Below are 24,935 nucleotides of genomic sequence, written 5' to 3'. Positions count from 1 at the left end.
CCTTGGGCTGCGGGCAGCGCGAGTATGGGGTTAGAGGATCTCGGCCAGCATGCGGTCGACGCCGGCGGTCCAGTCCGGCAGTCGAAGGTCAAAGTTCTTCTGGAGTTTGGCTGTCGAGAGGCGCGAATTCAAGGGTCGGCGTGCGGGTGTGGGGTAGTCGCTGGTGGGGATGGGCAGCACTTGATCGGCCGCCACTCGCAGCGAGTGGCCTTGCCGGCGGGCGGTCGCAATGACATGGCTGGCATAGGCATGCCAGCTGGTTTCGCCTGCCGCCACAGCGTGGTAAGTGCCGCTCAAGCTCGGACTCGTCAGCGTGGCTCTGGTCATATGGGCCGTGAGGTCGGCCAAGAGGTCGGCGCCCGTGGGGGCGCCCATCTGGTCGGCAATGACCTTGAGCTGTTCGCGCTCGCTTGCCAGCCTCAGCATGGTCTTGGCGAAATTCCCGCCGCGGGCCGCATAGACCCAGCTGGTGCGCAGGATCAGGTGCTGGCAAGCACTGGCGCGGATGGCGTGTTCGCCGGCCAATTTGCTGGCGCCATAGACGCTCAGCGGTGCCGTGTCAGCCGCTTCGTCGCGGGGCTGATCACCTGTGCCATCGAAGACGTAATCCGTGCTGTAGTGCACCAGCAGCGCACCCAGGCGGGCGGCTTCGGTGGCCAACAGCCCTGGTGCGGCGGCGTTGATCTGGTGGGCCAACTCGGGCTCGCTCTCGGCCTTGTCCACTGCCGTGTAGGCCGCGGCATTGACGATCAGCTGGGGCGCGATGCGTTGCACTGTGGCCTGCAAGGACGTGCTGTCGGCCAGATCGCCGCCCTCGCGGCGATCCAGGGCGATCAGCTCACCCAGCGGGCTAAGCGCGCGCTGCAACTCCCATCCGACCTGGCCATTCTTGCCGAGCAAGAGGATGCGCACGGCCTCAGGCTCCGTACTGCTGGGAGACCCAGTCGCGGTAGGCACCGCTCTGCACGCGTGCCACCCAGTCTGGGTGGTCGAGGTACCAGTGCACGGTCTTGCGGATGCCGCTGGCAAAGGTTTCGGCCGGGCGCCAGCCGAGTTCGCGCTCGACCTTGCGGGCGTCGATGGCATAGCGGCGGTCATGGCCGGGACGGTCTTTGACGTAGGTGATCAGGCGGCTGTAGGGGCCGGCGGGGTCAGGACGCAACTCATCCAGCAAAGCGCAGACGGTTTTGACGATGTCGATGTTCGCCATCTCGTTCCAGCCGCCGATGTTGTAGGTTTCGCCCACGCGGCCGCCAGCGATCACGGCGCGGATGGCGGAGGCATGGTCAGTGACAAAGAGCCAATCGCGGATCTGCTGGCCATCGCCGTACACCGGCAAGGGCTTGCCGGCCAGCGCATTGACGATCATCAGCGGGATCAGCTTCTCGGGGAAGTGATAGGGGCCGTAGTTGTTGCTGCAGTTGGTGGTCAGCACCGGCAGGCCGTAGGTGTGGTGCCAGGCCCGCACCAAATGGTCGCTGGCCGCCTTGCTGGCCGAGTAGGGGCTGTTCGGCTCGTAGGTCTTGGTCTCCGCGAATGCCGGGTCTTGCGGGCCCAGGCTGCCGTAGACCTCGTCGGTGGAGACATGGTGAAACCGAAAGGCCGCCTTGGCCTCCTCGTTCAGGCCCGACCAATATTGGCGGCTGGCCTCCAGCAAGGTGTAGGTGCCCTCGATATTGGTGCGCATGAAGGCACCCGGGCCGCTGATCGACCGGTCGACATGGCTTTCGGCCGCGAAATGCACGAGCGCTCGGGGCTGGTGTTCGGCCAGCAGGCGGTCCACCAAGGCGCGGTCGCAGATGTCGCCGTGAACGAAGACGTGTCGGGAGTCACCTTGTAAGGAGGCGAGGTTCTCGCGATTGCCGGCGTAGCTCAGCACATCGAGATTGACCACTGTCTCATCGGACTGGGCCAGCCAATCGAGCACGAAGTTACTGCCGATGAAACCGGCGCCGCCGGTGACGAGGATGGTCATGCTGCCTACCTGCAAAAGCCACGAATGGCCTTCAGGCTACTACAGCCGCCAAACGCGTAAACCCGATTCAGCCAGGGCTTTCTGGTCAAATGCGGCCTTGACATCAACAAACACCCCCCCAGGGTTTAGCTTGCTGGTCAGGTCCGACACTTTCAGTTGTTTGTAACCTTTGTGTGCCACGGCCGCGACGATGGCATCGGCACGTGGCAACTCGGCCCAAGTGACCGGGCGCACGCCGTACTCATGAACCGCTTCCTCAGGATCGGCATCTGGGTCGGTGACGCTCACCTCAACCCCGTAGCTTTGCAGCTCACGAATGATGTCGATGACTTTGGAGTTGCGCAGGTCGGCACAGTCTTCCTTGAAGGTCAGGCCCAGCACATTGACCTTGGCACCCTTGATGGGGGAGCCGGCCGCGATCATCTGCTTGATGGTTTGTTCAGCAATGAATTTGCCCATGCCATCGTTGATGCGCCGGCCGGCCAGGATGACTTGAGGGTGATAGCCCAGCATGTCGGCCTTGTGGGTCAGGTAATAAGGGTCCACGCCAATGCAGTGGCCGCCGACCAGGCCCGGCTTGAACTTCAGGAAGTTCCACTTCGTGCCGGCGGCCTCCAGAACTTCGCTGGTGTCGATGCCGATCTTGTCGAAGATGATGGCCAGTTCGTTCATCAGCGCAATGTTCAGGTCGCGCTGGGTGTTCTCGATCACCTTGGCGGCCTCGGCCACCTTGATGCTGGCGGCACGGTGCACGCCCGGCTTGATGATGCGCTCGTAGACTTGCGCGACCGTGTCCAAGGTCTGCGGGGTGTCGCCGGAGACGATCTTCAGGATCTTGGTCAGCGTGTGCTCCTTGTCGCCCGGGTTGATGCGCTCGGGGCTGTAACCGACAAAGAAGTCCTGCTTCCATTTCAGACCCGACTCGCGCTCCAGCACGGGGATGCAGACCTCTTCGGTCGCACCGGGATAGACGGTGCTCTCGTACACGACGATGGCGCCCTTCTTCATGTGGCGGCCCACGCTGGTGCTGGAGCCGATCAGGGGCTTGAAGTCAGGGATATGAGCCTCGTCCACCGGCGTGGGCACGGCGACGATGATGACGTCGGCTTCGGCGAGGCAGGCCGGGTCGTGGCTGTACTCGGCGTGCACGGCCAAGGCCATTTCGGCATCGTCGAGTTCGCGCGAGGGGTCGGTGCCGGCCTGGCATTTGGCGACCTTGTCCTTGGCAATATCAAAGCCGATGGTGCGGCTGTGCTTGCCAAACTCCACAACCAGGGGCAGGCCGACATAACCCAGACCGACGACGGCAATGATGCTCATGATGGAAACTCAGGAAAAATGTGAGCGGGCTCTCGCTCGCGGCAGGTTCGGCTCAGTTGCGGCCGTAGGTGTCTTCAAAGCGGACGATGTCATCCTCGCCCAAATAGGCGCCGGACTGTACTTCAATGATTTCCAATGGCACCCGGCCTGGATTGGCCAGGCGGTGGGTCTGGCCGAGTGGGATGTAGGTGCTTTGGTTTTCGCTCAGCAGCAGGACCTTGTCGCCATTGGTGATTTCGGCCGTCCCAGACACCACGATCCAGTGCTCGGCGCGATGGTGGTGCATCTGCAGGCTCAACGAGGCGCCGGGTTTCACCATGATGCGCTTGACCTGGAAACGTGCGCCGGAGTCGATGCTGTCGTACCAGCCCCAGGGGCGATGGACTTTGCGGTGCAGGGTCTGCTCGCCGCGCTTTTCCGCATCCAGCCGGGCAACGATCTTCTTGACTTCTTGGCTGCGCGCGCGGTCACTGACCAGCACGGCGTCGGGGGTCTCGACCACCACGATGTCCTGCAGGCCGACCACGCTGACCAGGCGGCTGGTGGCATGCACCAAGGTGTTGCGGCTGTCGCTGATGATGGCATCGCCCTGCCAGGCATTGCCATCGGCATCCTTGTCCGCGACCTGCCAGACCGCCTCCCAGGCACCCAGATCATTCCATCCGGCATCAAGGGCCAGCATGCGCAAGGGGATGTCGCTGCCCGGGCAGCGCTCCATCACGGCGTAGTCCACCGATTCGCTGGGCACGGCGGCAAACTCAGCCTTGCCTGGGCGCACGAATTTCGCATCGGTCTGGCGTACGTCCCAAGCGGCTTGCGTCGCCTCAGCGATGTCGAGGCGGAAGCGACGCAAGGCTTGCAGCCAGACGCTCGCGCGCAGCACAAACATGCCACTGTTCCAGAAGTAGCCACCTTCGGCCAGGTAGTGCGAGGCTGTGGCGGCATCGGGTTTTTCCACAAACTGAGCCACGGCCAGTCCCTGCTCATCGCGTGCAGCACGGATGTAGCCATAGCCTGTTTCAGCGCGATCGGGGGTGATGCCCAGGATCACGATGGCGCCCTCGGCCGCGCAGCGCACCGCTTCTTGCAGCGCTCCAGTGAAGGCTTGGGCCTGAGTCACGGTCTGGTCGGCAGGTGTGACCACCAGCACCGGGTCCTGCCCGTTCTGCAGCGCCGCCAAGGCCGCCAGGGTCAGGGCCGGCGCTGTGTTGCGTCCGGAGGGTTCGAGCAGCACTGCTGAAGGCTCCAGGCCGGTTTCGCGCAATTGATCCAGCACGAGAAAGCGGTGCTCTTCATTGCCGACAATCATCGGCCCCAAGACATCCAGGTCTTCGGCGCCCAATCGGCCAAGGCGTGTGGCGGCCTGCTGAAACAAGCTGCTGTTGCCCGACAGCACCAGGAACTGCTTGGGATATCCGGCGCGTGACAGGGGCCACAGCCGGGTGCCACTGCCGCCGGCCATGATGACCGGCTGAACTTGAATTCGGTTCATGAGTCTTTTCTTCAAGTCTGGATCTCAAGAGGGTTCGAATCCTTGCGGATTCATGCGCTGCCACCGCCAGCTGTCCTCGCACATGCGGGCCAGCGTGTGCCGGGCTTGCCAGCCCAGGCGCTGCTGGGCCAGGGTCGGGTCGGCATAACATGCCGCCACATCGCCAGGGCGTCGCGCCACGATGTCATAGGGTACCGCTTGGCCGCTGGCCGCTTCATACGCTTTGACCAGGTCCAGCACGCTGTAGCCCTGACCGGTGCCCAGGTTGACCGTGATCGACTCTGGGCCCGACAGCAAGAAGCGCAGCGCCGCCACATGGCCCTCGGCCAGGTCCAGCACATGGATGTAGTCGCGCACGCCGGTGCCATCTGGCGTGTCGTAGTCATTGCCGAAGACCTGCAGGCGGGGTCGGCGGCCGATGGCCACTTGGGCGACATAGGGCATGAGGTTGTTGGGCGTGCCACGGGGATCTTCACCGATCAGACCGCTTTCATGTGCGCCCACCGGGTTGAAATAGCGCAGGCAGGCGGTTTGCCATGCCGGGTCGGCCACTCCCAGGTCACGCAGGATCGTCTCGCCCATGAGCTTGGTGGCGCCGTAGGGGTTGACGGCCGCCAGGGCTGCGTCCTCGCGCAGGGGCAGCCGTTCCGGCACACCGTAAACCGTGGCGCTGCTGCTGAAGACGATGCGTTTGCAGCCATGGGCTTGCATCTGCTCGCAGGTGTTGACCAAGCCGCCCAGATTGTTGCGGTAGTAGGCCAGGGGTTGCTGGGTGGATTCGCCCACCGCCTTGAAGGCCGCGAAATGGACGACCGCTTGAGGTTGATGCTTTGCAAACACCTGTGCCAAGGCGCTTGGGTCGCAGACATCGGCCTGTTCGAACACCGGTGCTTGACCACTGAGCTGCGCCAGGCGCTTCAGCACTTCGGGCGAGCTGTTGCTGAAATTGTCGACGCCCACGACCTGGTAACCAGCGGCCTGCAAGGCCAGCCAGGTGTGAGAGGCGATATAGCCTGTGGCGCCGGTCAGAAGAATGGTTTCAGCCATGGAGAGAGTTGCGAAGTGTTTGCAATGGGGATGCCAGTCGGCTCATCAGTTCAGAACCATTTGACCGTAGCAGCCGAAGCTGTTGGCGTCGTAGACATACTGGACGATGGTGCTGCTGCGCGAATTCTTGGTGTACTGGCAGCCGAGCTGAATGCTGCGCGAGTACAGCCAGCGCGCACCGAGGCTGTAGGCCGTGTCGCGGTCCTGGCTTTTGGCCTGCTGACCCAGAAAGTCATCGACGCGTTCCGCGCGCGAGCTGCTGGCGCTGGCGTTGAGAACAATCTTGGACGTGAGCTCATAGCTGACCGCCAGCTGGGCCGAGGTCGTGACGCGGTTTTGGTCGGCATTCAAGGTGTTGCCGCCGACCCGGAAGAAGGAAGTTTCCAGGCCTGTGTCCCGGCTGAGGGTGGTTGCGATGTTCCAGCGCACGGTCGGCAACCAGGTCCAGGTCAGTTGGCCGGTCGTGCCATTGAAATCATTGCCCGCCCCCAGCTTCACGCGCGATCGGCCGTGGCTGATTCGTCCATCGATGGAGCTTGCACCGCTGAGCACGGCCCGTCCGGTCAGATCGATGTCTTTCCGTGTGAACTCGGAGGCTTGGTACTCGGCATTGAGCAGGTTGATCAGTGTGAAGCGCGGGAAACGATCCCGGGTGTGGCGTCCCGCCACGCCGAGGCGCAAATTCTGGCTGGGGCTGTAGGTCAGACCCAAAGAGTAACGGGTCTGGTCGACTTCCAAGCGGCTGTACTCGATGGCGCTGAAGCGTCGGCTGCGTTGGCCAGCAGAGGCTTCTGCCGAGAATTTGGTCACCAGGCCCACGCGCAGCACCGCATCCACGGCTGTGTTCTTCTCAATGTTTTTCTTGAAGATGGGCGCGATGCCACTGCCAATGTTGTAGGTCGCCAGGGATTGGCTGTTGTTGACCTTGACGCTGCCCGAAAGGCGCTCTGCCGTGGACCAGTCCAGCCCGCCCTTGAGGGTGTAGCCGCGGTTGTTCAACTCGCTGTTGTTCTGGTAGCGATTGGCCTGCAAAGAGGCATCCAGATTCAGGCGTTGGCGGCCAAAGGTCTGGTCGATGCCGGCCAGCAGCGAGGCGCTGACCACGCGGTCACTGTTGGCATTGTTGTTTTGGCGGTAGATGTTGGAGACGTGGCTGAGGTTGAGCGCCGTACCCACGTAGTAGGGGTTGGCGTCGGCCAGGGCCGGGCTCGCCAGGCAGCATCCCAGCAGGCTCAGGAGCCCCAGCGCAGCGGGCGGCAGGGGGCGGTTCAGCGAAACAGACATGGGCTTCCTTGGGGAACCAGGGGCGGCATTCGTCGGCGCCGGGCTTGGCAGGCAGGTGCCGCTTGCGCGCAGGCCGCCCGCGATCAGGGATTCAGTAGGCATGGCGGTCAAACAGCATCAGCCGTGCGGTGCGCACGATGATCTGCAGATCCAGGGCCAGGGACCAATTCCGCAGGTACTCCAGATCGTATTCGACCCGTGCTTTCATCTTGTCGATCGTGTCGGTTTCGCCACGCAGGCCGTTGACCTGGGCCCAGCCGGTGATGCCGGGCTTGACCTTGTGGCGAACCATATAGGCCTTGATCAGCTTGCGGTATTCCTCGTTGTGGGCCACGGCGTGCGGGCGCGGGCCAACGATGCTCATCTGCCCTTGCAACACATTGATGAACTGCGGCAACTCGTCCAGCGAGGTTCGGCGGATGAAGGCGCCGAACTTGGTGATGCGTGGATCGTCCTTGGTGGCCTGCTTGACCACCGGGCCGTTGTCCATGGTGCGCATGGAGCGGAATTTGTAGACGATGATCTCTTCGCCATCCAGGCCATTGCGGCGCTGCTTGAAGATGATGGGTCCGGGTGAGCTGAGCTTCACGCCAATCGCTACGGCCAGCAAGATCGGTGAAATCAGCACCAGAATCACGCAAGCCAGCACGATGTCGCTGAGGCGTTTGATCAACTCGTTGGTGCCGGTAAAGGGTGTTTCGCAAATGCCCACCACGGGCACGCCGTTCATGTCCTGCAGTCGGCCCTGGATGATGCTGATGCCGAACACATCGGGCACGAAAAACAGGCTGGCGGTCGTGCCTTGAATCTGCTCCAGCAGGTGCACGATGCGTGGCTGCGAGCCCAGGGGCAGGGTGATGTAGACCTCGCGAACGCTGTGCTTGCGCACATAGTCACTCAGTTCGCTGAGCATGCCCAGCAGCTTGGCGTGTGCATCCGGGTGCAGGCGCTCATCCTGCCGGTCGTCGAAATAGCCGAGAAAGTCGATGCCCTTGTCCGGTCCGTCGCGCAGGGCGCGCGCCACTTTGGCGCCCAGCGGCCCCGCGCCCACGATCACGGCGCCGCGCCGTGTCGCGCGGACACGGCGGCGGCGCAGCAGGGCGCCGCACTTGATGGCCACGATTTGCAACACCGGCGTCAGCGCGATCCACCACACCAGCACCTTGTCCTCGAAATAGCCCATGCTGTTGGTCGCATAACCACACAGGCCCAGGATGAAGAGCAGAGCCAGCCAGGAGCCGATGACATCGATGGCTGCGCTGATGGTGGTATCGGCGAAACGATTGCGCCCTGGAAAGGTCAGCGCAAACACGAGCAAGCACAACGTCAGGTCCGAGCGCACGATGGGCTCGCCGAAATAGTGATTCACCGCCAGGTAGCACAAGACCACCAGGCCGGGCTCCATGAAGGCAGCGATGAACGATTCGATGGACTGAGGTGCGCTGTAAAACGTTCTTTTGTAACTTCTATCCTCGAACATCGTTCCTGAACTCCTTGGTGCCGGGCGGCGTTGCTTTTTTTGATACGAGCCGTGAATCGACCCTGCAGACTCTCGACATGCCCGAGCGCCCCTCCATCTGAGGAAAATATGAACAGGGATTCTCTCTCAGTTCTCCAGGGGTAATTCCCCCCGCTTCCCCCTAGGTCCGCTGTGCCACGCGGCGACTCCCTACAATCTGCGCCATGCTAGAAGAATGGACCGCCATGTTTGCACCGGCTGCACAGGATCGCATGGTCTTGTTGCTCAATCATGTCATCAGCCGCGAGGCCCTGGCCACGGGGCGCTTGCAGCCTTTTGCCGGCCGCGCGCTGGTGTTGCATCTGCAGAACTGGCCGGCGTTGCTGCCCAAGGCGCCCGATTTGGCGCTGGGCGTGACGCCTGCGGGCTTGTTTGAACGCCTTGAGCAGGCGCCCGACGGTGCCTTGCGCATTGAGATCGATGCCGGCAACCCGGCCTTGCTGGCTCTGGGTTCGCTGACCGGCCAGAAGCCCCAGGTCCATGTGCAGGGCGACGCGGCTTTCGCCGGCGCCATGAATTGGCTGATCGAGAACCTGCGCTGGGATGTGGAAGACGACCTAGCCGCGGTGATCGGCCCGGTGGCCGCCCATCAGCTGGCCCGTTGCGGCCGCGCAGTGTCTTCGGCGCTGGCCGGTCTTGCAGCGGGTGTGCGAGGTATGGCAGCGGGTCGCGCCGGCGCATGAGGTACTTCGCCCGGCTGTTCGTCATCGTCTGGACGATTCTTCGCTTCGGCCTCGATGATCTGGCCCTGTCGGGCTTGCGCCGCCGTCGTTTCCAGCTGCTGCGCCGCACGGTGTCGCTGGGGCGCAGCTGGGACCAGCCGCGCGGTGTGCGCCTGCGCTTGGCCCTGGAGCACCTGGGGCCCATCTTCGTCAAGTTTGGCCAGGTGCTGTCTACCCGACGCGATCTGCTGCCTCCCGACCTGGTGGAAGAGTTGTCCAAGCTGCAGGACCGCGTGCCGCCATTCCCGGCCACCCAGTCGCGCGCGCTGGTCGAGAAGGCCTTTGGCAAGCCGGTCGAGGAGCTGTTTGGCAGCTTTGATGCCGAGCCGGTGGCCAGCGCCTCGATCGCTCAGGTCCACTTCGCCACGCTGAAAGACGGGCGCGAGGTGGCGGTCAAGGTGCTGCGCCCCGGCATGCTGGACACCATCGACGACGACATCGCCTTGCTGCGCACCCTGGCCGGCTGGGTCGAGCGCTTCTCGGCCGATGGCCGGCGCCTGAAGCCGCGCGAGGTGGTGGCCGAGTTCGACACCTATCTGCACGACGAGCTGGACCTGGTGCGGGAAGCCGCCAACGCCGCCCAGCTGCGCCGCAATATGGCCGGCCTGGACCTGATCATGGTGCCCGAGATGCACTGGGATATGTGCAGCACCGAGGTGATCGTGATGGAGCGCATGAAGGGCGTGCCGATCTCGCAACTCGATCGTCTCAAGCAGGCCGGCATCGACATCCCGAAGCTGGCGCGCGACGGTGTCACCATCTTCTTCACCCAGGTGTTCCGTGATGGCTTTTTCCATGCCGACATGCACCCGGGCAATATCCAGGTCAGCCTTGATTCCGCCACCTTCGGCCGTTATGTGGCCCTGGACTTTGGCATCATCGGCACCCTGACCGAGGTCGACAAAGAGTACTTGGCGCAGAACTTCATCGCCTTCTTCCAGCGCGACTACAAGCGCGTGGCCGAGTTGCACATCGCCTCGGGCTGGGTGCCGCCGGAGACCCGGGTGGATGAGCTTGAAGGTGCAGTGCGCGCGGTCTGCGAGCCTCATTTCGACCGGCCGCTCAAGGATATCTCCTTAGGTCAGGTCTTGATGCGCCTGTTCCAGACCTCGCGCCGCTTTAATGTCGAGATCCAGCCCCAGCTGGTGCTGCTGCAAAAGACCTTGCTCAATGTCGAGGGCCTGGGTCGCCAGCTGGACCCCGAGCTCGATCTCTGGGCTACCGCCAAGCCCTTTCTCGAGCGCTGGATGAACGAGCAGGTCGGCTGGCGCGCCCTGATCAACCAGGTCAAAAAAGAGGCGCCTCGCTATGCCCAGCTCTTCCCTGAGCTGCCGCGCCTGCTGCACGATGCGCTCAAGCGCCAGGCCACGGGCCCCGACTCGCGCGCGCTCGAGGCCTTGCTGCGCGAGCAGCGCCGCACCAACCGCCTCCTGCAGGCTTTGCTTTACGGTGCGGTGGGCTTCACCCTGGGCCTGCTGGCCACACAGATTCTGCTGCGCTGGCACTGGCTTTGAGCCCCTCGCTTCCGTTGTGACGCCCTAGGGACAGACCGGTGGGGCGAGGCGCGCGATTCGGGTAGGCTGGGGCGCATGCGCTTGCGCCTGGGCTCTCACACTTTCTTTGCCGCATGGCTCCTGTTCGCCAGGGCCGGCCGAGGGCTCGGCCGGTTTCGTGGCTGGTGCCTGGTCTGGGCTTGGGCCTGCTGCGCGGTGGCGCAGGCGGGCAGCGGCCTGCAGAGCCTGCGTTTCGAGCAGCTGGCGGCCGAGCGGGCGGGGCTGCAGGCCATCCTTTACAGCGCCCAGCAGGATGGGCGCGGCCTGATGTGGTTGGGCACCAGCGCCGGCCTGTATCGTTTTGACGGCCGGGCCGCCCAGCCCTTTGGCTCCGAGCCGGCTGATGCCCACTCCTTGAGCCACCCGGCCGTGCGCAGTCTTTTGCTGCTGCCTGGCGAGCGCTTGCTGATCGGTACCGAGCGAGGCCTGGACGAGATGGACCTGCGCAGCGAAACCCTGCGCCGGCATGGCCTGCCGGGCGAGCGGCATATGCGCGAGCGCTATGTGCTGGGCCTGCAGTCGGCGAAGGACGGGCGCGTCTGGGTCTTGACCGGCTTGGACCTGCTGCATTTCGATCCACAGCGGCGCGCGTTCGAAGTGGTGGGTTTGCCGCCGTTGGAGCCTCTGGTGCCTGGCCGCAAGGCCGGCATGGCCGCCATGGTCAGTGACGGTGCCCAGGGCGTGTGGGTGGTCGCTGGGCGTCACCTGATGCATCTTGATGCCCAGGGCCGCCTGCAGCAGCGCTGGCCCTTGGGCAGCTTTGGTGCCAGCGAGCCCGGCGTGCGCAGCCTCGTGATCGACGCCCAGCAGCGTGCCTGGCTGGGCACCAATGCCGGCGTGCAGATGATCGACACACGCAGCGGCGAAGTGCTGGACTTGCCCGCGCGCTGGGGCTTGCCGCCCAGTCTGGTTCACACCTTGTACCGCGATCAGGACGATGGCATCTGGGTGGGCACCGGCAATGCCGGGCTCTGGCATTGGCGACCCGGCAGCGCGCAGTTCGAGTCCCATATGCACCACCCGGCCTTGCCCGACAGCGTGTTCAGCAATGCCATCTCGGCCCTGTTTCAGGACCGCAGCGGCGTGCTGTGGGTGGGCACCTGGGGCTGGGGTATTTCCTTGGCGGATTTGCGCAGCGGCGGCTTTCGCGCCTACCGCTCGGTGGTCGGCGATGCCAGCAGCCTGTCCAGCGACAGCGTCATGGCGGTGGCGGCCGATGGCGCCGACCATGCCTGGGTGGCCAGCTACGGCGGCGGCCTGAACCGGCTGCAGCTCTCCAGCGGCGAGGCCGAGCGTATCCGGCCGGAGCAACTGCCGATGCGTTACCTCAAGGCCTTGCTGCTGCAGCCTGAGCGTGGGCTTTGGGTGGGCGGTGACGACGGCCTGTTTCTGCTTGACTTGAAAAGCCGCCAGGCCCGACGCATCGACTTGGGCGAGCGCCTGGGGGGCGGCATGTCCATCGCGGCGCTGGCCCACGATGCCCAGGGTCAGCTGTGGGCGGCCAGCGCTGCCGGCGCCTACCGTTTTGGCAACGATGGCCGCCTGACCCGCTTCCGCCGCGACGGCGGCCGGCCCGGCAGCCTCAGCAACGAGGTCATCGACTGCCTGTTGTCTGATCGTGACGGACGTTTGTGGCTGGGCAGCAAGGGCGGGCTGCAGCTCTGGGATGCGGCGCAGCAGCGTTTCAGCCAACCGGTGCGAGCCAGCCTGGACATGCCTCAGCCTTCGGAGCTGGCCATCTACGCCCTGCGTCAGGACCGGCAGGGGCGCATCTGGGCCGGAACCCAGCTGGGTCTGTACGAACTGCTGCAGAGCGAGGCGGGCGTCTGGCAGCTCAAGTCCTGGCGTCGCCTGGCGGGCATGCCCAAGGGCTGGGCCCATAGCCTGGAGCTGGCCGAAGATGACGCGCTCTGGTTCGCCAGCCCCGATGGCCTCAGCCGCCTCGACCCGGAGCGACGCAGTCTGCGCCACTACCCCTCGCGCAGCGGTCATTTCCGTGGCAACTTTGCCCAGGGTGGCAGCAGCCAGGGAGTCGCCGGCCAGCTGCTGTATGGTGGGGAAGGCCTGCTGCGCTTCAAACCCAGCGAGCTGCGCGACAACCCGGTGGCGCCGCCGGTGGTGCTGGCCGATGTGCGCATCTTCAATCGTTCCCTGCTGGACCCGAGCCAGGCTGTGCAACGTGCCGACGAGGCCGCCAGCAGCCTCGCTGCGCTGGGGGTCAGCGGCCCCTTGGCTCAGGCCGAGCAGCTGCGCTTGAGCCACCGAGAGGCCATGGTCAGCTTTGATCTGCGTGCCCAGCATTTCTTCAATGCCGGCCGTCTGCGCTATGCCTGGAAGCTCGAAGGCTTTGATCAGGACTGGATCCAGGGCCCCGATGGCGAGGGGCTGGCCACCTACACTAACCTTGATGCCGGTCGCTACCGCCTGCTGGCGCGGGCCGCCAATCCTGATGGGGTGTGGGGGGAGCCGCGGCAGTTACTGGCCATTGAGGTGCAGCCGCCCTGGTGGCGCAGCCTGAGCGTGCGCCTGCTCTTGCTGGCGCTGCTGGTGCTGAGTCTGGCCGCGGCCTGGCAGCTGCGCCTGCGCCGGCTGCGCCGGGTGCAGCTGGAGCTGGAGCGTCAGGTCGAGCTGCGTACGGCCCAGGTGCGGGCCCAGCGGCAGCAGATTGCCACGGTCAGCGACATCGGCCGCGAACTCACCGCCTCGCTGGATCTGGCCGCGGTGCAGCAGGCCCTGTACCGCCAGGTCGAATCGCTGATGCCGGCCCTGATCTTTGGCGTCGGCTTGTTGCGCAGGGAAGAGGCCGTGGTGGCCTTCGACTTTGTGATCGATCGCGGGCGGCCGCTGCAGCCCTACCGCCGCAGTCTGGACCACCCCGAGCAGCCGGCCGTGCGCTGCATCGTGCAAGGCGAACCGCAGTGGGAGCGCGAGATCCTGCGTGACAACCGTCTGATTGATGCCGACGGGCTGGGCGGCCAGTACGACCCCGCGCTCGGGCCTGGACAGGTGCTGCGCCTGGCCAGCGGCGAGGAGCCCACCCGCGCCCGCTCCGGCCTCTACGTGCCGCTGCGCATCAAGGGTCAGGTCAAGGGCTTGATCTGTGTGCTCAGCGACCAGGTCGATGCCTACCGCCAGACCGATCTGGATCTGCTCCAGGCCTTGGCTGCCTACGCCGCCGTGGCGCTGGACAATGCCGACGCCTACGCCCAGCTGCGTCGCACCCAGGCTCAGCTCTTCGAGCAGGAGAAGCTGGCCTCGCTGGGCTCGCTGGTGGCCGGCGTGGCCCACGAGCTGAACACGCCGCTGGGCAACAGCCTGCTGGCGGCCAGCACGCTGCAGGACGGCACGCGCGAGTTCAAGGCCTTGCTGGCCGGCGGGCAACTCCGCCGCTCCGAGCTGCAAGCCTTCTGCGACACGGCCGAGGCCAGCGCCGGCCTGCTGGTACGCGGCCTGGCCAGCGCCGCCAGCCTGGTGTCCAGTTTCAAGCAGCTGGCGGTGGACCAGACCTCGGAGCGACGCCGCCAATTCGAGCTGCAGCAGCTGTGTGAAGAGGTGCAGCTCAGCCTGATCAACCGCCTGCGCAAGGACGGCCACCAGCTGCAGATCCAGGTCGAGCCGGGCCTGAGCCTGGACAGTTATCCCGGCCCCCTGGGCCAGGTGCTCAGCAATCTGGTGCTGAACGCCATCATCCACGGCTTCGAAGGCCGGCAGAACGGCCTGATGCAAATCGAGGCGGCGGCGGTCGATGCCGAGCGGGTGCGCCTGCGCTTCCGTGACAACGGCCGGGGCATTGCCCCCGAGCACCTCTCGCGCGTTTTCGATCCCTTCTTCACCACCAAGCTGGGCAATGGCGGTAGCGGTCTGGGTCTGCATCTGTGCTACACCATCGTGCGCTCCATGCTGGGCGGCGAGATCACGGTCAGCAGCGTGCCGGGGCAGGGTGCCCAGTTCGAACTGCTGCTGCCGCGCATCGCCCCGGCGAATCGAACCCTGGATGCCGGCGGCGGGCTGGCCCAGGCGCCAGGCCTAGGCTCAACTCTCTAAGTCCGCGCCATCCCCCAGGAACAGAGGGTCTGGGGTGAAACCCGCGCTGTCGCGGGGGACTTCATTGCAGAGATAATCCGCCGCGTTTTGTCCACCCCACCATCGCTTCACGGCCTGACACCATGCTCCTGACTCTGGTCTTTGCCTATCTCCTGGTCACCATCGCCATTGGCTTGTGGGCAGCCAAGCGGGTCAAGAACACCGCGGACTTTGCCATCGCTGGGCGCCACCTGCCGCTGGCCATGGTCATCACCACGACCTTTGCCACCTGGTTCGGCGCCGAGACGGTGCTGGGCATTCCGGCCAAGTTTGTCGAGGGCGGGCTCGGCGGCGTGGTGGAAGACCCCTTTGGCGCCGGCTTCTGCCTGATCCTGGTGGGCCTCTTCTTTGCCGGCAAGCTCTACAAGATGACCTTGCTGACCATCAGCGACTACTACCGCGAGCGCTACGGCCGCGTGGTCGAGGTGGTGTGCTCCTTCATCATTATCCTGTCCTATCTGGGCTGGGTGGCGGCGCAGGTCACGGCTCTGGGGCTGGTGTTCAACCTGCTGTCGGGCGGCGCGATCAGCGTGGCCATGGGCATGGCCCTGGGCACCGCCTCCATCCTGGCCTACACCTTGTTCGGCGGCATGTGGTCGGTGGCGGTGACCGATTTCATCCAGATGATCATCCTGGTGCTGGGCCTGAGCCTGATTGCCTGGTTCGCGGCCGATATGGCCGGCGGCGCCGGCAAGGTGGTCGATCTGGCCGTCAGCAAGGACCTGTTCCGCTTTCTGCCGCCGCCCAGCCTGCACGACTGGCTGTTCTTCATCGGCAGCGCCATCACCATGATGTTGGGCTCGATCCCTCAGCAAGACGTGTTCCAGCGCGTGATGTCGGCCAAGGACGAGAAATCCGCCGTGCGCGGCTCCATCATCGGTGGTGCCAGCTATATCGTGTTTGCCTTCGTGCCCATGTTCATCGTGGTCAGCGCCCTGATCATCATGCCGGAGCAGGCCGAGCAGCTGATCAAGGAAGACTCGCAGAAAGTCATCCCGACCCTGGTCATGGACAAGATGCCTTTTGTGATGCAGGTGGTGTTCTTCGGTGCGCTGCTCTCGGCCCTCAAGTCCACCGCTTCGGCCACCCTGCTGGCGCCTTCGGTGACCTTTGTCGAGAACATCTGGCGCCAGTTCTTTCCGCGTGTTTCGGACAAGCAGGAACTGCGCACCATGCGCATCGCCACCCTGGTCTTCAGTGTCTGCGTCTGCACCTACGCCATCATGCTGCAGGGCACGCCCATCTTCGAGCTGGTGACGGCCGCCTACAAGGTCACCCTGGTGGGCGCGTTCGTGCCCCTGGTGTTTGGCCTGTACTGGAAGCGGGCGACCACCCAGGGTGCGATTTTTGCCATCGTCCTGGGGGTGCTGAGCTGGTTGTTGTTCGAGGCGACACCCGCCGGCGAGCAGATGCCGGCCCAACTGGCCGGTGTGCTGGCCGCGGTGCTTGGCATGTTGATCGGTTCGTTGGGTCCGCAGGCGATCAAGAATGTGCACGCCTCGCACCACAAGCTGGCGGGACTGGAGCCAGACCAGTCGGCCTGAGCGGCCCTGCGGCTGGCCCGAAGCCCGCCCCCTATAATTTACGGTTTTGAATCAACGGTTTAGACCATGCCGATCTACGCTTACCGCTGCGCCGAATGCGGTCACGCCAAAGACGTGCTGCAAAAGCTGTCCGATGCACCGCTGAGCACCTGCCCGCATTGCGGCGCAGAAGCTTTCCAGAAACAAGTCACCGCCGCCGGCTTCCAGCTCAAGGGCTCGGGCTGGTATGCCACCGATTTCAAGGGTGGCGGTAGCGCCGCCGCCGCCACGGGTGGCGCCGTGGCGTCCACGCCCGAGGCCAGCTCTGCCGCTTCTACCAGCTCTGGCGCAGAGAGCGGCGGCAGCAGTGCCGCTGCCGCGCCGGCTGCCTGCGGCGGCTCCTGTGCCTGCCATTGAGCCTCTCGTTTGAACCCGCTTCCCGACATCACCCTCCAGCCCACGCCCACCGAGCCCCCGAATAGGACCCCTGTGAAAAAGTACATCGTCACCGGCCTCCTGGTCTGGCTGCCTCTGGCCATCACCATCTGGGTGCTGTTGTGGGTGCTGGGCATCATCAACGGGGTGTTCGCCTCCATGCTGACCGCCCTGCAGGCGGTGGCACCGGCCTCGCTGCACGAGAGCATCGACGGCCTGCGCCACATCCCGGGTCTGGGCCTGGTGATTCTGGTCGGCGGCATGTTGCTGACGGGCGTGTTCGTGGCCAATATCTTCGGCCAGTGGTGGCTGCGCCAGTGGGACCGCCTGCTGTCCAACATCCCCATCGTCAAGAGCATCTACAGCTCGGTCAAGCAGGTGTCCGACACGCTGTTTTCCAGCAGCGGCAACGCCTTCCGCGAAGCCGTGCTGGTGCAATATCCGCATCAGGGCAGCTGGACCATCGCCTTCGTCACCGGCAAGCCGGGCGGCGAGGTGGCCGAGGCCCTGGGGGACGAGCATGTCAGCCTCTACGTGCCGACCACGCCCAACCCGACCTCGGGCTTTTTCCTGATGATGCCGCGCAGCCAGGTGCGGCCGCTCAAGATGAGCGTGGATGCCGCGCTCAAGCACATCATCTCCATGGGTGTGGTGGCGCCGGAAGGCGAGAGCGCCGGGGACGAAGGCCCGGCTCGAAATCAGCCGGGTTGAGCGCCTTGGCATGCGCTCAACCCTGAGGGCTTTGGACGCAGCCCCTCAGCGCCTCCCCCCGCATCAAAGACCTGTACCGAACCCTGTGGGCCGTGCCGGCACCGACCGCCGGTGCCGCCGCCCGAATCGACGAAATTTTGGAGTGAACCCGCAATGAGAACCTGTTACGCCGGCCAAGTCAGCGAGAAGCTGCAAGACCAGACCGTCACCCTGATGGGCTGGGCCCACCGTCGCCGCGACCACGGCGGCGTCATCTTCATCGACCTGCGCGACCGCGAAGGCCTGGTGCAAGTCGTCTGCGACCCCGATCGCGCCGACATGTTCAAGGTGGCCGAAGAGGTGCGCAACGAGTTCTGCCTCAAGGTCGTGGGCAAGGTGCGCCTGCGCCCCGCCGGCACCGAGAACAACAACCTGACCAGCGGCAAGATCGAAGTGCTCTGCCATGAGCTGGAAGTGCTGAACCCCTCCGTGACGCCCCCGTTCCAGATGGACGACGAGAACCTGTCCGAAACCACGCGCCTGACCCATCGCGTGCTGGACCTGCGTCGCCCTTACATGCAGAACAACCTGATGCTGCGCTACCGCGTGGCCATGGAAGCGCGCAAGTTCCTGGACGAGCATGGCTTCATCGACATCGAAACGCCGATGCTGACCAAGAGCACGCCCGAAGGCGCGCGCGACTACCTGGTGCCCAGCCGCGTGCACGACGGCCAGTTCTTCGCGCTGCCGCAATCGCCCCAGCTGTTCAAGCAGCTGCTGATGGTGGCCGGCTACGACCGCTACTACCAGATCACCAAGTGCTTCCGCGACGAAGACCTGCGTGCCGATCGCCAGCCCGAATTCACCCAGATCGATATTGAAACGAGCTTCCTGAGCGAACAGGAAATCCGTGACATGTTCGAAGGCATGATCCGCCACGTCTTCATGAAGGCGCTGAATGTGGACCTGGGCACCTACCCGGTGATGAAGTACGCCGATGCCATGCACCTCTACGGCTCGGACAAGCCCGATCTGCGCGTCAAGCTGCAGTTCACGGAACTGACCGATGTGATGGGCGATGTGGACTTCAAGGTCTTCTCGACCCCCGCCACCACCAAGGGCGGCCGCGTCGTCGCCCTGCGCGTGCCCGGCGGTGCCTCGATCAGCCGCGGCGAGATCGATGCCTACACCGAGTTCGTCAAGATCTACGGCGCCAAGGGCCTGGCCTGGATCAAGGTCAATGAAGTGGCCAAGGGCCGCGAAGGCCTGCAGTCGCCCATCGTCAAGAACCTGCACGACAAGGCCGTGGCCGACATCCTCTCGCGCACCGGCGCGCAGGACGGCGACCTGATCTTCTTCGGCGCCGACAAGGCCAAGATCGTCAACGACGCCATCGGTGCCCTGCGCCTGAAGGTCGGCCACAGCGATTTCGGCAAGGCGGGTGGCCTGTTCGAAGACCGCTGGGCTCCGCTGTGGGTGGTGGACTTCCCGATGTTCGAGCACGACGAAGAGAACGACCGCTGGGCGGCCGTGCACCACCCCTTCACCGCGCCCAAGGACGGCCATGAAGACCTGATGGTCACCGACCCCGGTGCCTGCATCGCCAAGGCCTACGACATGGTGCTGAATGGCTGGGAACTGGGCGGTGGCTCCATCCGTATCCACCGCGCCGAAGTGCAGAGCAAGGTCTTCGACGCGCTGAAGATCAGCAAGGAAGATGCGCAGGTCAAGTTCGGCTTCCTGCTGGAAGCGCTGCAGTACGGCGCTCCGCCGCACGGCGGCCTGGCCTTCGGTCTGGACCGCATCGTCACCATGATGACCAAGGCCGAGTCCATCCGCGACGTGATCGCCTTCCCCAAGACCCAGCGTGCCCAGTGCCTGCTGACCGGCGCACCGAGCAATGTGGACGAGAAGCAGCTGCGCGAGCTGCACATCCGCCTGCGCAATGCCGCAGCGGCTTCGGGTGCAGCTGGCGCTTGATGCGCAGCACACCGGCATCACAACAGGGCAGCTTCGGCTGCCCTTTTTCTTGGTCTGTTACCAAACGTAGGGAGTGTCAGCAGATGTTGTCTTTGAAGAACACGAGCACACAGCGCGCGACCCGCTCGGGCGCACTCATCGCCCTGGCCCTGATGCTGGCGGCCTGCGGCAAGCAAGGCGCGACCCTGGGCGAGGGCAGCTCGGAGATCACCGGCTCGGCCGGCGCCGCCGGTGCCCACCAAGCACACCGTGAGCTGATGAAGTGCGATGCGCCCGTGGCCACGCTGGCCCTGGTGGAAAACAGCAACGGCTACACCGTGTCCAGCAGCTACAACCTGCCCAGCTCGCCCGTGCCCCTGATCCGCCTGCTGGCCCAGCAAAGCGGCTGCTTCCGCGTGGTGGACCGCGCGGCCGGCCTGAAAGCGACCATCAAGGAGCAGGAGCTCAAGGACGCCGGCATCCTGCGCCAGAAGGGCAGCACGGTGCACAAGGGCAAGGGCTATGAGGCCCAGTACAGCCTGACCCCCAGCCTGAGCTTCAGCGAGCAGAACGCCGGCCGCGAGGTCGGTGGCCTGATGGCGCAGATCCCGGTGCTGAACAAGTTTGTCGCTGCCGCCGAGCAGGTCAAGCTCAAGGAGGCCCAGGTCGCCCTGCTGCTGACCGACAACGAAACCACCGAACAGATCGCCGCTGCCACCGGCTCGGTGCGCGTCACCGACCTCGGCATGGGCGGCCTGGTGGTGGGCAAGCTGGGCGGTGCCGGCGGCGCCGGTTGGGCCAACAGCAACGAAGGCAAGGTGATTGCTGCAGCCTTCCTCGACGCGCACAACAAGCTGGTCGTGCAGGTGCGCGAGCTGGCCGCCAAGGACCTGCCGCCGCCGGTGGCGACCAAGTCCGGCAACAAGGGCTGAGCGAGGCCCCGGTGCGCTTTCAGCCCGCATCCACCTGCATAGCGGGCCGTGCCTGCACCCGGCCCAGCCAGCCTTGCACATGGGGGTGCTCGCTGACCGGTGCGCCGAGGTGCAGGCTGTAGCCGATCACCGAGCCGACCAGCAAGTCGGCCAGCGAGTAGCTCGCACCCAGCATCCAGGGGCGCAGCGCCAGACGCTGGTCGAGCAGGGCCAGCAACCCATTCAGTTCGGTGCGGGCGGCCTCGGCGTGCACCGGGCTGATCAAGGCCGGGTCGCCGAAGCTGGCGCGGTGCAGGCGATTCAAGACCGAGCCGTAGCTCACATAGGCCCAAGTGCACCAAGATAGGGCCTGCAGGCGTTCGGCGCTGCCGGCGGCCGGCCACAAGCCGCGTTCGACCCCGTAGGTCTCACCCAGCCAGAGCTGGATGGCCAGGGCCTCGAACATGGGCGTGCCATCGACAGTCAGTGTGGGCACCTTGCCGTTCGGGTTCAGCGCCAGATAGTCCGGGTGCCGCTGTGCGCCGCTGCGGATGTCGATCAGAACCCGCTCGTGCGGCAGGCCGAGCTCGGCCAGGGCACAGGCGACGGGGGTGGCGCTGCTCATCGGGCAGCCGTACAGAACGATGGACATGGTCAGTCTTCCTTGTTGTGAGGCGTCGACACCCTGTCGACGACGGACTCGACTGTAGAAACCATTGCGGACAGATTCGGCCCTCAATCACCGCTACAGTGGCCCGATGTTGAGTGCCTCATCGCGGCTGCTGCGTCTGCTGTCCCTGCTCCAGGCTCGTCGCCACTGGGCCGGGCCTGAGCTGGCCGAGCGCCTGGCCGTGCACCCGCGCACCCTGCGGCGGGACATCGATCGCTTGCGTGAGCTGGGCTATCCGGTCGCGGCCAGCAGCGGGGTGGCCGGCGGCTATGCCCTGCGCTCGGGGCAGACCTTGCCGCCGCTGCAGCTCGACGACGAGGAGGCCCTGGCCGTGGCGATCGCCTTGCGGACAGCCGCTGCCGGTCGGGTGGGCGGCATCGAAGAGCCTGCCTTGCAGGCCCTGGTCAAGCTCGAGCAGCTGATGCCGGCCCGGCTGCGCCGGCGCGCCGACGCGCTGCGCTCGGCCGTTCAGGCCCTGGAGGGCGTGGGCCCCAGTGTCGATGCCAGCCTGCTGGCCGATCTGGCCGGTGCTTGCCGCGATCAGCTGGGCCTCGATTTCGACTACGTGGATGCCAAGGGCGGGTCCAGCCGGCGCTCGGTCGAGCCACAGGGCGTGGTCCACACCGGCAGTCGCTGGTATCTGGTGGCGTGGGACCGGGTGCGCAGCGATTGGCGCACTTTTCGCCTCGATCGCATCGCCGGCCCGGCCCAGGTCGGTGGGCATTTCAAGCCGCGCCCAGGCCCCGAGGGTGGGGATCTGCGCGCCTATGTCACCCGCTCCCTGCTGCTGTCGCCGCAGGCCGAGCAGGCCAGGGTGGTGCTGCACGCGCCCCTGGCCCAGATGGCCGCCCGCATCCCGGCCACCGCCGCGCGGCTGGAGGCGATGGCCGGCGATGCGCAGCGCTGCCTGCTGCAGTGCGGCGCCCATGCACTCGATGCCCTGGTGTATTGGCTGCTGGTGCTGGAGGTCGAGTTCGAGGTGCTGGAGCCGCCCGCCTTGCGCGAGCGCATGGCCCAGGCCATGCAGCGGGCGGCGCGCAGCCTGGCTCGGTCTGAGGCCAAGACGGTGTGAGCCTGCAAGAGGACTTCTTGCTCCGCTATGCTTGCCGGCATGAGCGCCATCGCGATGCAAAACCGCCCCTACAAAATCCCTGAATCCGTGTTGGTGGTGATCCACACCCCCGAGCTCCAGGTCCTGATGCTGGAGCGGGCCGACCGCCCCGGCTTCTGGCAATGCGTGACCGGCTCCAAGGACGCGCTGGACGAGCCGATCGCCGAGACCGCACGCCGCGAGGTGCAGGAAGAAACCGGCATCGAGGCCAGCCAGGGCCTGCTGCGCGACTGGGGCCTGGCCAATGAGTACGAGATCTACCCCGTCTGGCGTCACCGTTATGCGCCCGGCGTCACCCGCAACACCGAGCATGTCTTCGGCCTGACCGTGCCGGCCGGCACGCCCGTGCGCCTGGCCCCGCGCGAGCATCTGCAGTACCGCTGGCTGCCCTGGCAGGAGGCGGCCGATCTGTGCTTCTCGCCGTCCAACGCCGAGGCGGTGCTGCAGTTGCCGAACTTCGTGGCCGCGCTGACATGAAAGGCAATGCCTTCAGCCAGTCGGTGCAGCACGATATCCCGGCGGCGTCCTCGGCGTCGGCGGCGCGCCTGCGCGTGGCCACCTACAACATCCACAAAGGCGTGCGCGGCATGGGGCCGCAAAAGCGCCTGGAGATCCACAACCTGGGCCTGGGCATCGAGGCGCTCGATGCCGACCTGGTGTTTCTGCAAGAGGTGCGGCACTTCCACCACCGTGACGCCAAGCAGTTCGATCACACCTGGTTCGGCTGGCCTGATCAGGGCCAAGCCGAGTTTCTGGCGCCCGATGGCTACCAGGTGGCCTACCGCACCAATGCGGTGACCAAGCATGGCGAGCATGGCAATGCCTTGCTCTCGCGCTTCCCCATCGGCGACATCGGCCACCATGATGTGTCGGACCACCGCTTCGAGCAGCGGGGCCTGCTCCATGTGCCGGTGCGCTGGCAGGGCCGCGAGGTGCACACCGTGGTGGCGCATCTGGGCCTGATGCACAGCGGCCGCGTGCGCCAGGTGCAGCGCCTGGCCGAGTTCATCCAGCACCATGTGCCGGCCAATGCCGTGCTGCTGGTGGCGGGCGATTTCAACGACTGGGGCGAGCGCCTGGATGCACCCATGCGTGCCCACGGCCTGCAGCGTGCGGTGGCACCCCAGGGGCGATCGCGCTACGCCACCTTTCCATCGCGCCTGCCGTTTTTCTCGCTCGATCGCATCTACACCCGCGGCTTGCGCTGCGTGAGCATGCAGGTGCCCAAAGGCCCGGTCTGGGCCCGCATGTCCGATCACCTGCCTCTGCTGGCCGAGCTGGAGCTGGAGGGCGCGTGAGCGGCCGTCCTGCTGCCGACGAGGCCGGAGGCCTCGAGCAAGAATCCCTGCTGTCTTGGCACGCCCAGCCCAGCCCCGAGTTCAGCGGCGGTAATCAGCTGCAGCTGCTGCGCGGGGGCGACGAGCTGTTCCCCCTGCAGACGGCGGCCATCGCCGGTGCCTTGCGCGAGGTCTGGCTGGCCACCTACATCTTTCATGACGACGAGGCTGGCCAGGCCCTGGTGGCGGCGCTGCGTGCTGCGGCCGCGCGGCGGGTGCGGGTGCGGGTGGTCGTGGATGGCTTTGGCAGCAAGGCTTCGCTGGCCTGGCTGCAAGCCCAGCTGGAGGGCAGCGGCGTGGCCCTGGCCGTGTTCCGCCCCATCGATCGCTGGTACAGCTGGCTGCAGCCGGGGCAGCTGCGCCGCCTGCATCAGAAGCTCTGCGTGGTCGATGGCGAGCAGGGCTTTGTCGGTGGCATCAACATCATCGGCGACCGCATGGACCTGAACCATGGCGCCACCGAGCAGCCGCGCCTGGACTTTGCCGTGGCCCTGCATGGCCCCGCCGTGCTGCCCATGGAGCAGGCCGCGCGCGCCGTCTGGACCCGGGCCTGGCTGGGCCGCGATTTTGGCGAGGAGCTGCGCGCCCTGGTGCGCAGCCCCGAGCCGCTGTCGCGCTTGCGGCGCCTGGTCCAGGGTCTGCGCATGCCGCGGCCGACCTGGCTGCGCCGGCGCCAGCGCGAAGGCGAACCTGCTTTGCAGCCCGAGCTGGAGCCGGTCTGCGCGGCCTTTGTGTTGCGCGACAACCTGCGCCAACGCCGCACCATCGAGCGGGCCTACATCGACGCCATCCGGGCCGCGCGCGAACGGGTGGACCTGATCACCCCTTACTTCTACCCCGGCCATGCCTTCCGCCGCGCCCTGCGCGACGCTGCCCGGCGTGGCGTGCGGGTGCGATTGCTGCTGCAGGGCAAGGTCGACTATCTGCTGGCCGGCATGGCCGCGCAGGCGCTGTACACCGAGCTCCTCGGCCACGGCGTCGAGATCTTCGAGTACACGCCGGCCTTCTTGCATGCCAAGGTCTGCGTGGTCGATGAGAGCTGGGCCACGGTGGGCAGCTCCAACATCGACCCGCTGTCCCTGCTGCTCAATCTGGAGGCCAATGTCATCGTCCGGGACGCTGATTTTTCGCGTGCGCTGGCGGCCGAGTTCGAGCAGGCCGTGCAGGTTTCGCGTCAGGTGGACCAGCGCCATCTGCAGGGCCAGGGCCTGCGTGCCATGCTCAGCCGGGCGCTGGTGGCCTGGGCGGCCTATGTCTACCTGCGGGTGGCTGGGGCCGCCGGGCGCTATTGACGGCGTGACGGC

At 65.7% G+C, this 24,935-nt stretch carries 20 protein-coding genes; 12 read left to right on the top strand and 8 right to left on the bottom strand.

Translation table 11 applies throughout. The annotated features are described in order from the left end of the window. Positions 1 to 30 precede the first annotated feature (30 nt). The 7 genes from rfbD to AC1Q6P_RS02135 form a co-directional block, all read right to left on the bottom strand. A complete protein-coding gene (gene rfbD, locus AC1Q6P_RS02165) occupies positions 31 to 912 on the bottom strand; it encodes a dTDP-4-dehydrorhamnose reductase (RefSeq protein ID WP_492662836.1) in 882 nt (293 codons plus the stop codon). 4 nt (positions 913 to 916) lie between these two features. Beyond that, a complete protein-coding gene (gene rfbB, locus AC1Q6P_RS02160) occupies positions 917 to 1,975 on the bottom strand; it encodes a dTDP-glucose 4,6-dehydratase (protein ID WP_492662835.1) in 1,059 nt (352 codons plus the stop codon). A 39-nt stretch (positions 1,976 to 2,014) separates the two neighbouring features. Beyond that, a complete protein-coding gene (locus AC1Q6P_RS02155; RefSeq protein ID WP_492662834.1) occupies positions 2,015 to 3,295 on the bottom strand; it encodes a nucleotide sugar dehydrogenase in 1,281 nt (426 codons plus the stop codon). Positions 3,296 to 3,347: 52 nt separating this feature from the next. After that, a complete protein-coding gene (locus AC1Q6P_RS02150) occupies positions 3,348 to 4,787 on the bottom strand; it encodes a mannose-1-phosphate guanylyltransferase/mannose-6-phosphate isomerase (RefSeq protein WP_492662833.1) in 1,440 nt (479 codons plus the stop codon). A gap of 24 nt (positions 4,788 to 4,811) precedes the next feature. Then, on the bottom strand, positions 4,812 to 5,834 hold the full coding sequence (gene galE / locus AC1Q6P_RS02145) for a UDP-glucose 4-epimerase GalE (RefSeq protein WP_492662832.1): 1,023 nt from the start codon (positions 5,832 to 5,834) through the stop codon (positions 4,812 to 4,814). 45 nt (positions 5,835 to 5,879) lie between these two features. Further along, positions 5,880 to 7,118 carry a porin family protein gene (locus tag AC1Q6P_RS02140; protein ID WP_492662831.1) on the bottom strand — a complete coding sequence of 413 codons (1,239 nt, stop codon included), beginning with the start codon at positions 7,116 to 7,118 and terminating at the stop codon, positions 5,880 to 5,882. Between the two features lie 91 nt (positions 7,119 to 7,209). Next, the gene (locus AC1Q6P_RS02135; protein WP_102767558.1) at positions 7,210 to 8,598 is read right to left on the bottom strand and encodes an undecaprenyl-phosphate glucose phosphotransferase; all 1,389 of its coding nucleotides are present in this window, start codon (positions 8,596 to 8,598) and stop codon (positions 7,210 to 7,212) included. Between the two features lie 203 nt (positions 8,599 to 8,801). Here AC1Q6P_RS02135 and AC1Q6P_RS02130 point away from each other — a divergent pair, with 203 nt between their 5' ends. The 8 genes from AC1Q6P_RS02130 (at position 8,802) to AC1Q6P_RS02095 (ending at position 20,534) form a co-directional block, all read left to right on the top strand. Beyond that, positions 8,802 to 9,320: a hypothetical protein gene (locus AC1Q6P_RS02130; protein WP_102767557.1), complete on the top strand. Its 519-nt coding sequence runs from the start codon at positions 8,802 to 8,804 to the stop codon at positions 9,318 to 9,320. Further along, positions 9,317 to 10,873 (top strand): ubiquinone biosynthesis regulatory protein kinase UbiB, encoded by a 1,557-nt coding sequence (ubiB, locus tag AC1Q6P_RS02125; protein ID WP_492662830.1) that lies wholly within the window; start codon positions 9,317 to 9,319, stop codon positions 10,871 to 10,873. The genes AC1Q6P_RS02130 and ubiB overlap by 4 nt, the downstream gene beginning before the upstream one ends. 75 nt (positions 10,874 to 10,948) lie before the next feature. Next, positions 10,949 to 14,956 (top strand): two-component regulator propeller domain-containing protein, encoded by a 4,008-nt coding sequence (locus AC1Q6P_RS02120; protein WP_492703036.1) that lies wholly within the window; start codon positions 10,949 to 10,951, stop codon positions 14,954 to 14,956. Between the two features lie 122 nt (positions 14,957 to 15,078). Then, positions 15,079 to 16,539 (top strand): high affinity choline transporter 1, encoded by a 1,461-nt coding sequence (locus AC1Q6P_RS02115; RefSeq protein WP_492662828.1) that lies wholly within the window; start codon positions 15,079 to 15,081, stop codon positions 16,537 to 16,539. Between the two features lie 66 nt (positions 16,540 to 16,605). Then, the gene (locus tag AC1Q6P_RS02110) at positions 16,606 to 16,935 is read left to right on the top strand and encodes an FmdB family zinc ribbon protein (protein WP_102767553.1); all 330 of its coding nucleotides are present in this window, start codon (positions 16,606 to 16,608) and stop codon (positions 16,933 to 16,935) included. A gap of 72 nt (positions 16,936 to 17,007) precedes the next feature. Further along, positions 17,008 to 17,664 (top strand): DUF502 domain-containing protein, encoded by a 657-nt coding sequence (locus tag AC1Q6P_RS02105; RefSeq protein WP_102767552.1) that lies wholly within the window; start codon positions 17,008 to 17,010, stop codon positions 17,662 to 17,664. Between the two features lie 153 nt (positions 17,665 to 17,817). Next, the gene (gene aspS / locus AC1Q6P_RS02100) at positions 17,818 to 19,623 is read left to right on the top strand and encodes an aspartate--tRNA ligase (RefSeq protein ID WP_102767551.1); all 1,806 of its coding nucleotides are present in this window, start codon (positions 17,818 to 17,820) and stop codon (positions 19,621 to 19,623) included. An 83-nt stretch (positions 19,624 to 19,706) separates the two neighbouring features. After that, positions 19,707 to 20,534 (top strand): curli production assembly/transport component CsgG, encoded by an 828-nt coding sequence (locus tag AC1Q6P_RS02095; protein ID WP_492662827.1) that lies wholly within the window; start codon positions 19,707 to 19,709, stop codon positions 20,532 to 20,534. 19 nt (positions 20,535 to 20,553) lie between these two features. Here the strand turns inward: AC1Q6P_RS02095 and AC1Q6P_RS02090 are convergent, their stop codons facing one another. Then, positions 20,554 to 21,165, bottom strand: coding sequence for a glutathione S-transferase family protein (locus AC1Q6P_RS02090; protein ID WP_492662826.1), 612 nt, complete (start codon positions 21,163 to 21,165; stop codon positions 20,554 to 20,556). 106 nt (positions 21,166 to 21,271) lie between these two features. Between AC1Q6P_RS02090 and AC1Q6P_RS02085 the strand changes: the two genes are divergently transcribed. The 4 genes from AC1Q6P_RS02085 to clsB all read left to right on the top strand — a co-directional run bounded on the left by AC1Q6P_RS02085 (position 21,272) and on the right by clsB (position 24,923). Next, positions 21,272 to 22,255 carry a helix-turn-helix transcriptional regulator gene (locus AC1Q6P_RS02085; RefSeq protein WP_492662825.1) on the top strand — a complete coding sequence of 328 codons (984 nt, stop codon included), beginning with the start codon at positions 21,272 to 21,274 and terminating at the stop codon, positions 22,253 to 22,255. A gap of 39 nt (positions 22,256 to 22,294) precedes the next feature. After that, complete coding sequence (gene nudB / locus AC1Q6P_RS02080; RefSeq protein ID WP_492662824.1) at positions 22,295 to 22,771, top strand: dihydroneopterin triphosphate diphosphatase; 477 nt, start codon at positions 22,295 to 22,297, stop codon at positions 22,769 to 22,771. Positions 22,772 to 22,881: 110 nt separating this feature from the next. Continuing rightward, the gene (locus AC1Q6P_RS02075) at positions 22,882 to 23,592 is read left to right on the top strand and encodes an endonuclease/exonuclease/phosphatase family protein (RefSeq protein WP_223696587.1); all 711 of its coding nucleotides are present in this window, start codon (positions 22,882 to 22,884) and stop codon (positions 23,590 to 23,592) included. Then, positions 23,589 to 24,923 carry a cardiolipin synthase ClsB gene (clsB, locus tag AC1Q6P_RS02070; RefSeq protein ID WP_492662823.1) on the top strand — a complete coding sequence of 445 codons (1,335 nt, stop codon included), beginning with the start codon at positions 23,589 to 23,591 and terminating at the stop codon, positions 24,921 to 24,923. Before AC1Q6P_RS02075 ends, clsB begins: the two co-directional genes overlap by 4 nt. Positions 24,924 to 24,935 lie beyond the last annotated feature (12 nt).

The sequence above is a fragment of the Roseateles sp. GW835-FHT13E02 genome, assembly GCF_058794035.1.
This window is presented reverse-complemented; position numbering and strand designations above follow the sequence as displayed.

Coding starts and splice junctions, on each gene's coding strand:
- rfbB (WP_492662835.1), bottom strand. CDS start 1,975: ATGACCATCCTCGTCACCGGCGGCGCCGGTTTCATCGGCAGTAACTTC.
- AC1Q6P_RS02155 (WP_492662834.1), bottom strand. CDS start 3,295: ATGAGCATCATTGCCGTCGTCGGTCTGGGTTATGTCGGCCTGCCCCTG.
- AC1Q6P_RS02150 (WP_492662833.1), bottom strand. CDS start 4,787: ATGAACCGAATTCAAGTTCAGCCGGTCATCATGGCCGGCGGCAGTGGC.
- galE (WP_492662832.1), bottom strand. CDS start 5,834: ATGGCTGAAACCATTCTTCTGACCGGCGCCACAGGCTATATCGCCTCT.
- AC1Q6P_RS02140 (WP_492662831.1), bottom strand. CDS start 7,118: ATGTCTGTTTCGCTGAACCGCCCCCTGCCGCCCGCTGCGCTGGGGCTC.
- AC1Q6P_RS02135 (WP_102767558.1), bottom strand. CDS start 8,598: ATGTTCGAGGATAGAAGTTACAAAAGAACGTTTTACAGCGCACCTCAG.
- AC1Q6P_RS02130 (WP_102767557.1), top strand. CDS start 8,802: ATGCTAGAAGAATGGACCGCCATGTTTGCACCGGCTGCACAGGATCGC.
- ubiB (WP_492662830.1), top strand. CDS start 9,317: ATGAGGTACTTCGCCCGGCTGTTCGTCATCGTCTGGACGATTCTTCGC.
- AC1Q6P_RS02120 (WP_492703036.1), top strand. CDS start 10,949: ATGCGCTTGCGCCTGGGCTCTCACACTTTCTTTGCCGCATGGCTCCTG.
- AC1Q6P_RS02115 (WP_492662828.1), top strand. CDS start 15,079: ATGCTCCTGACTCTGGTCTTTGCCTATCTCCTGGTCACCATCGCCATT.
- AC1Q6P_RS02110 (WP_102767553.1), top strand. CDS start 16,606: ATGCCGATCTACGCTTACCGCTGCGCCGAATGCGGTCACGCCAAAGAC.
- aspS (WP_102767551.1), top strand. CDS start 17,818: ATGAGAACCTGTTACGCCGGCCAAGTCAGCGAGAAGCTGCAAGACCAG.
- AC1Q6P_RS02095 (WP_492662827.1), top strand. CDS start 19,707: ATGTTGTCTTTGAAGAACACGAGCACACAGCGCGCGACCCGCTCGGGC.
- AC1Q6P_RS02090 (WP_492662826.1), bottom strand. CDS start 21,165: ATGTCCATCGTTCTGTACGGCTGCCCGATGAGCAGCGCCACCCCCGTC.
- AC1Q6P_RS02085 (WP_492662825.1), top strand. CDS start 21,272: ATGTTGAGTGCCTCATCGCGGCTGCTGCGTCTGCTGTCCCTGCTCCAG.
- nudB (WP_492662824.1), top strand. CDS start 22,295: ATGAGCGCCATCGCGATGCAAAACCGCCCCTACAAAATCCCTGAATCC.
- AC1Q6P_RS02075 (WP_223696587.1), top strand. CDS start 22,882: ATGGGGCCGCAAAAGCGCCTGGAGATCCACAACCTGGGCCTGGGCATC.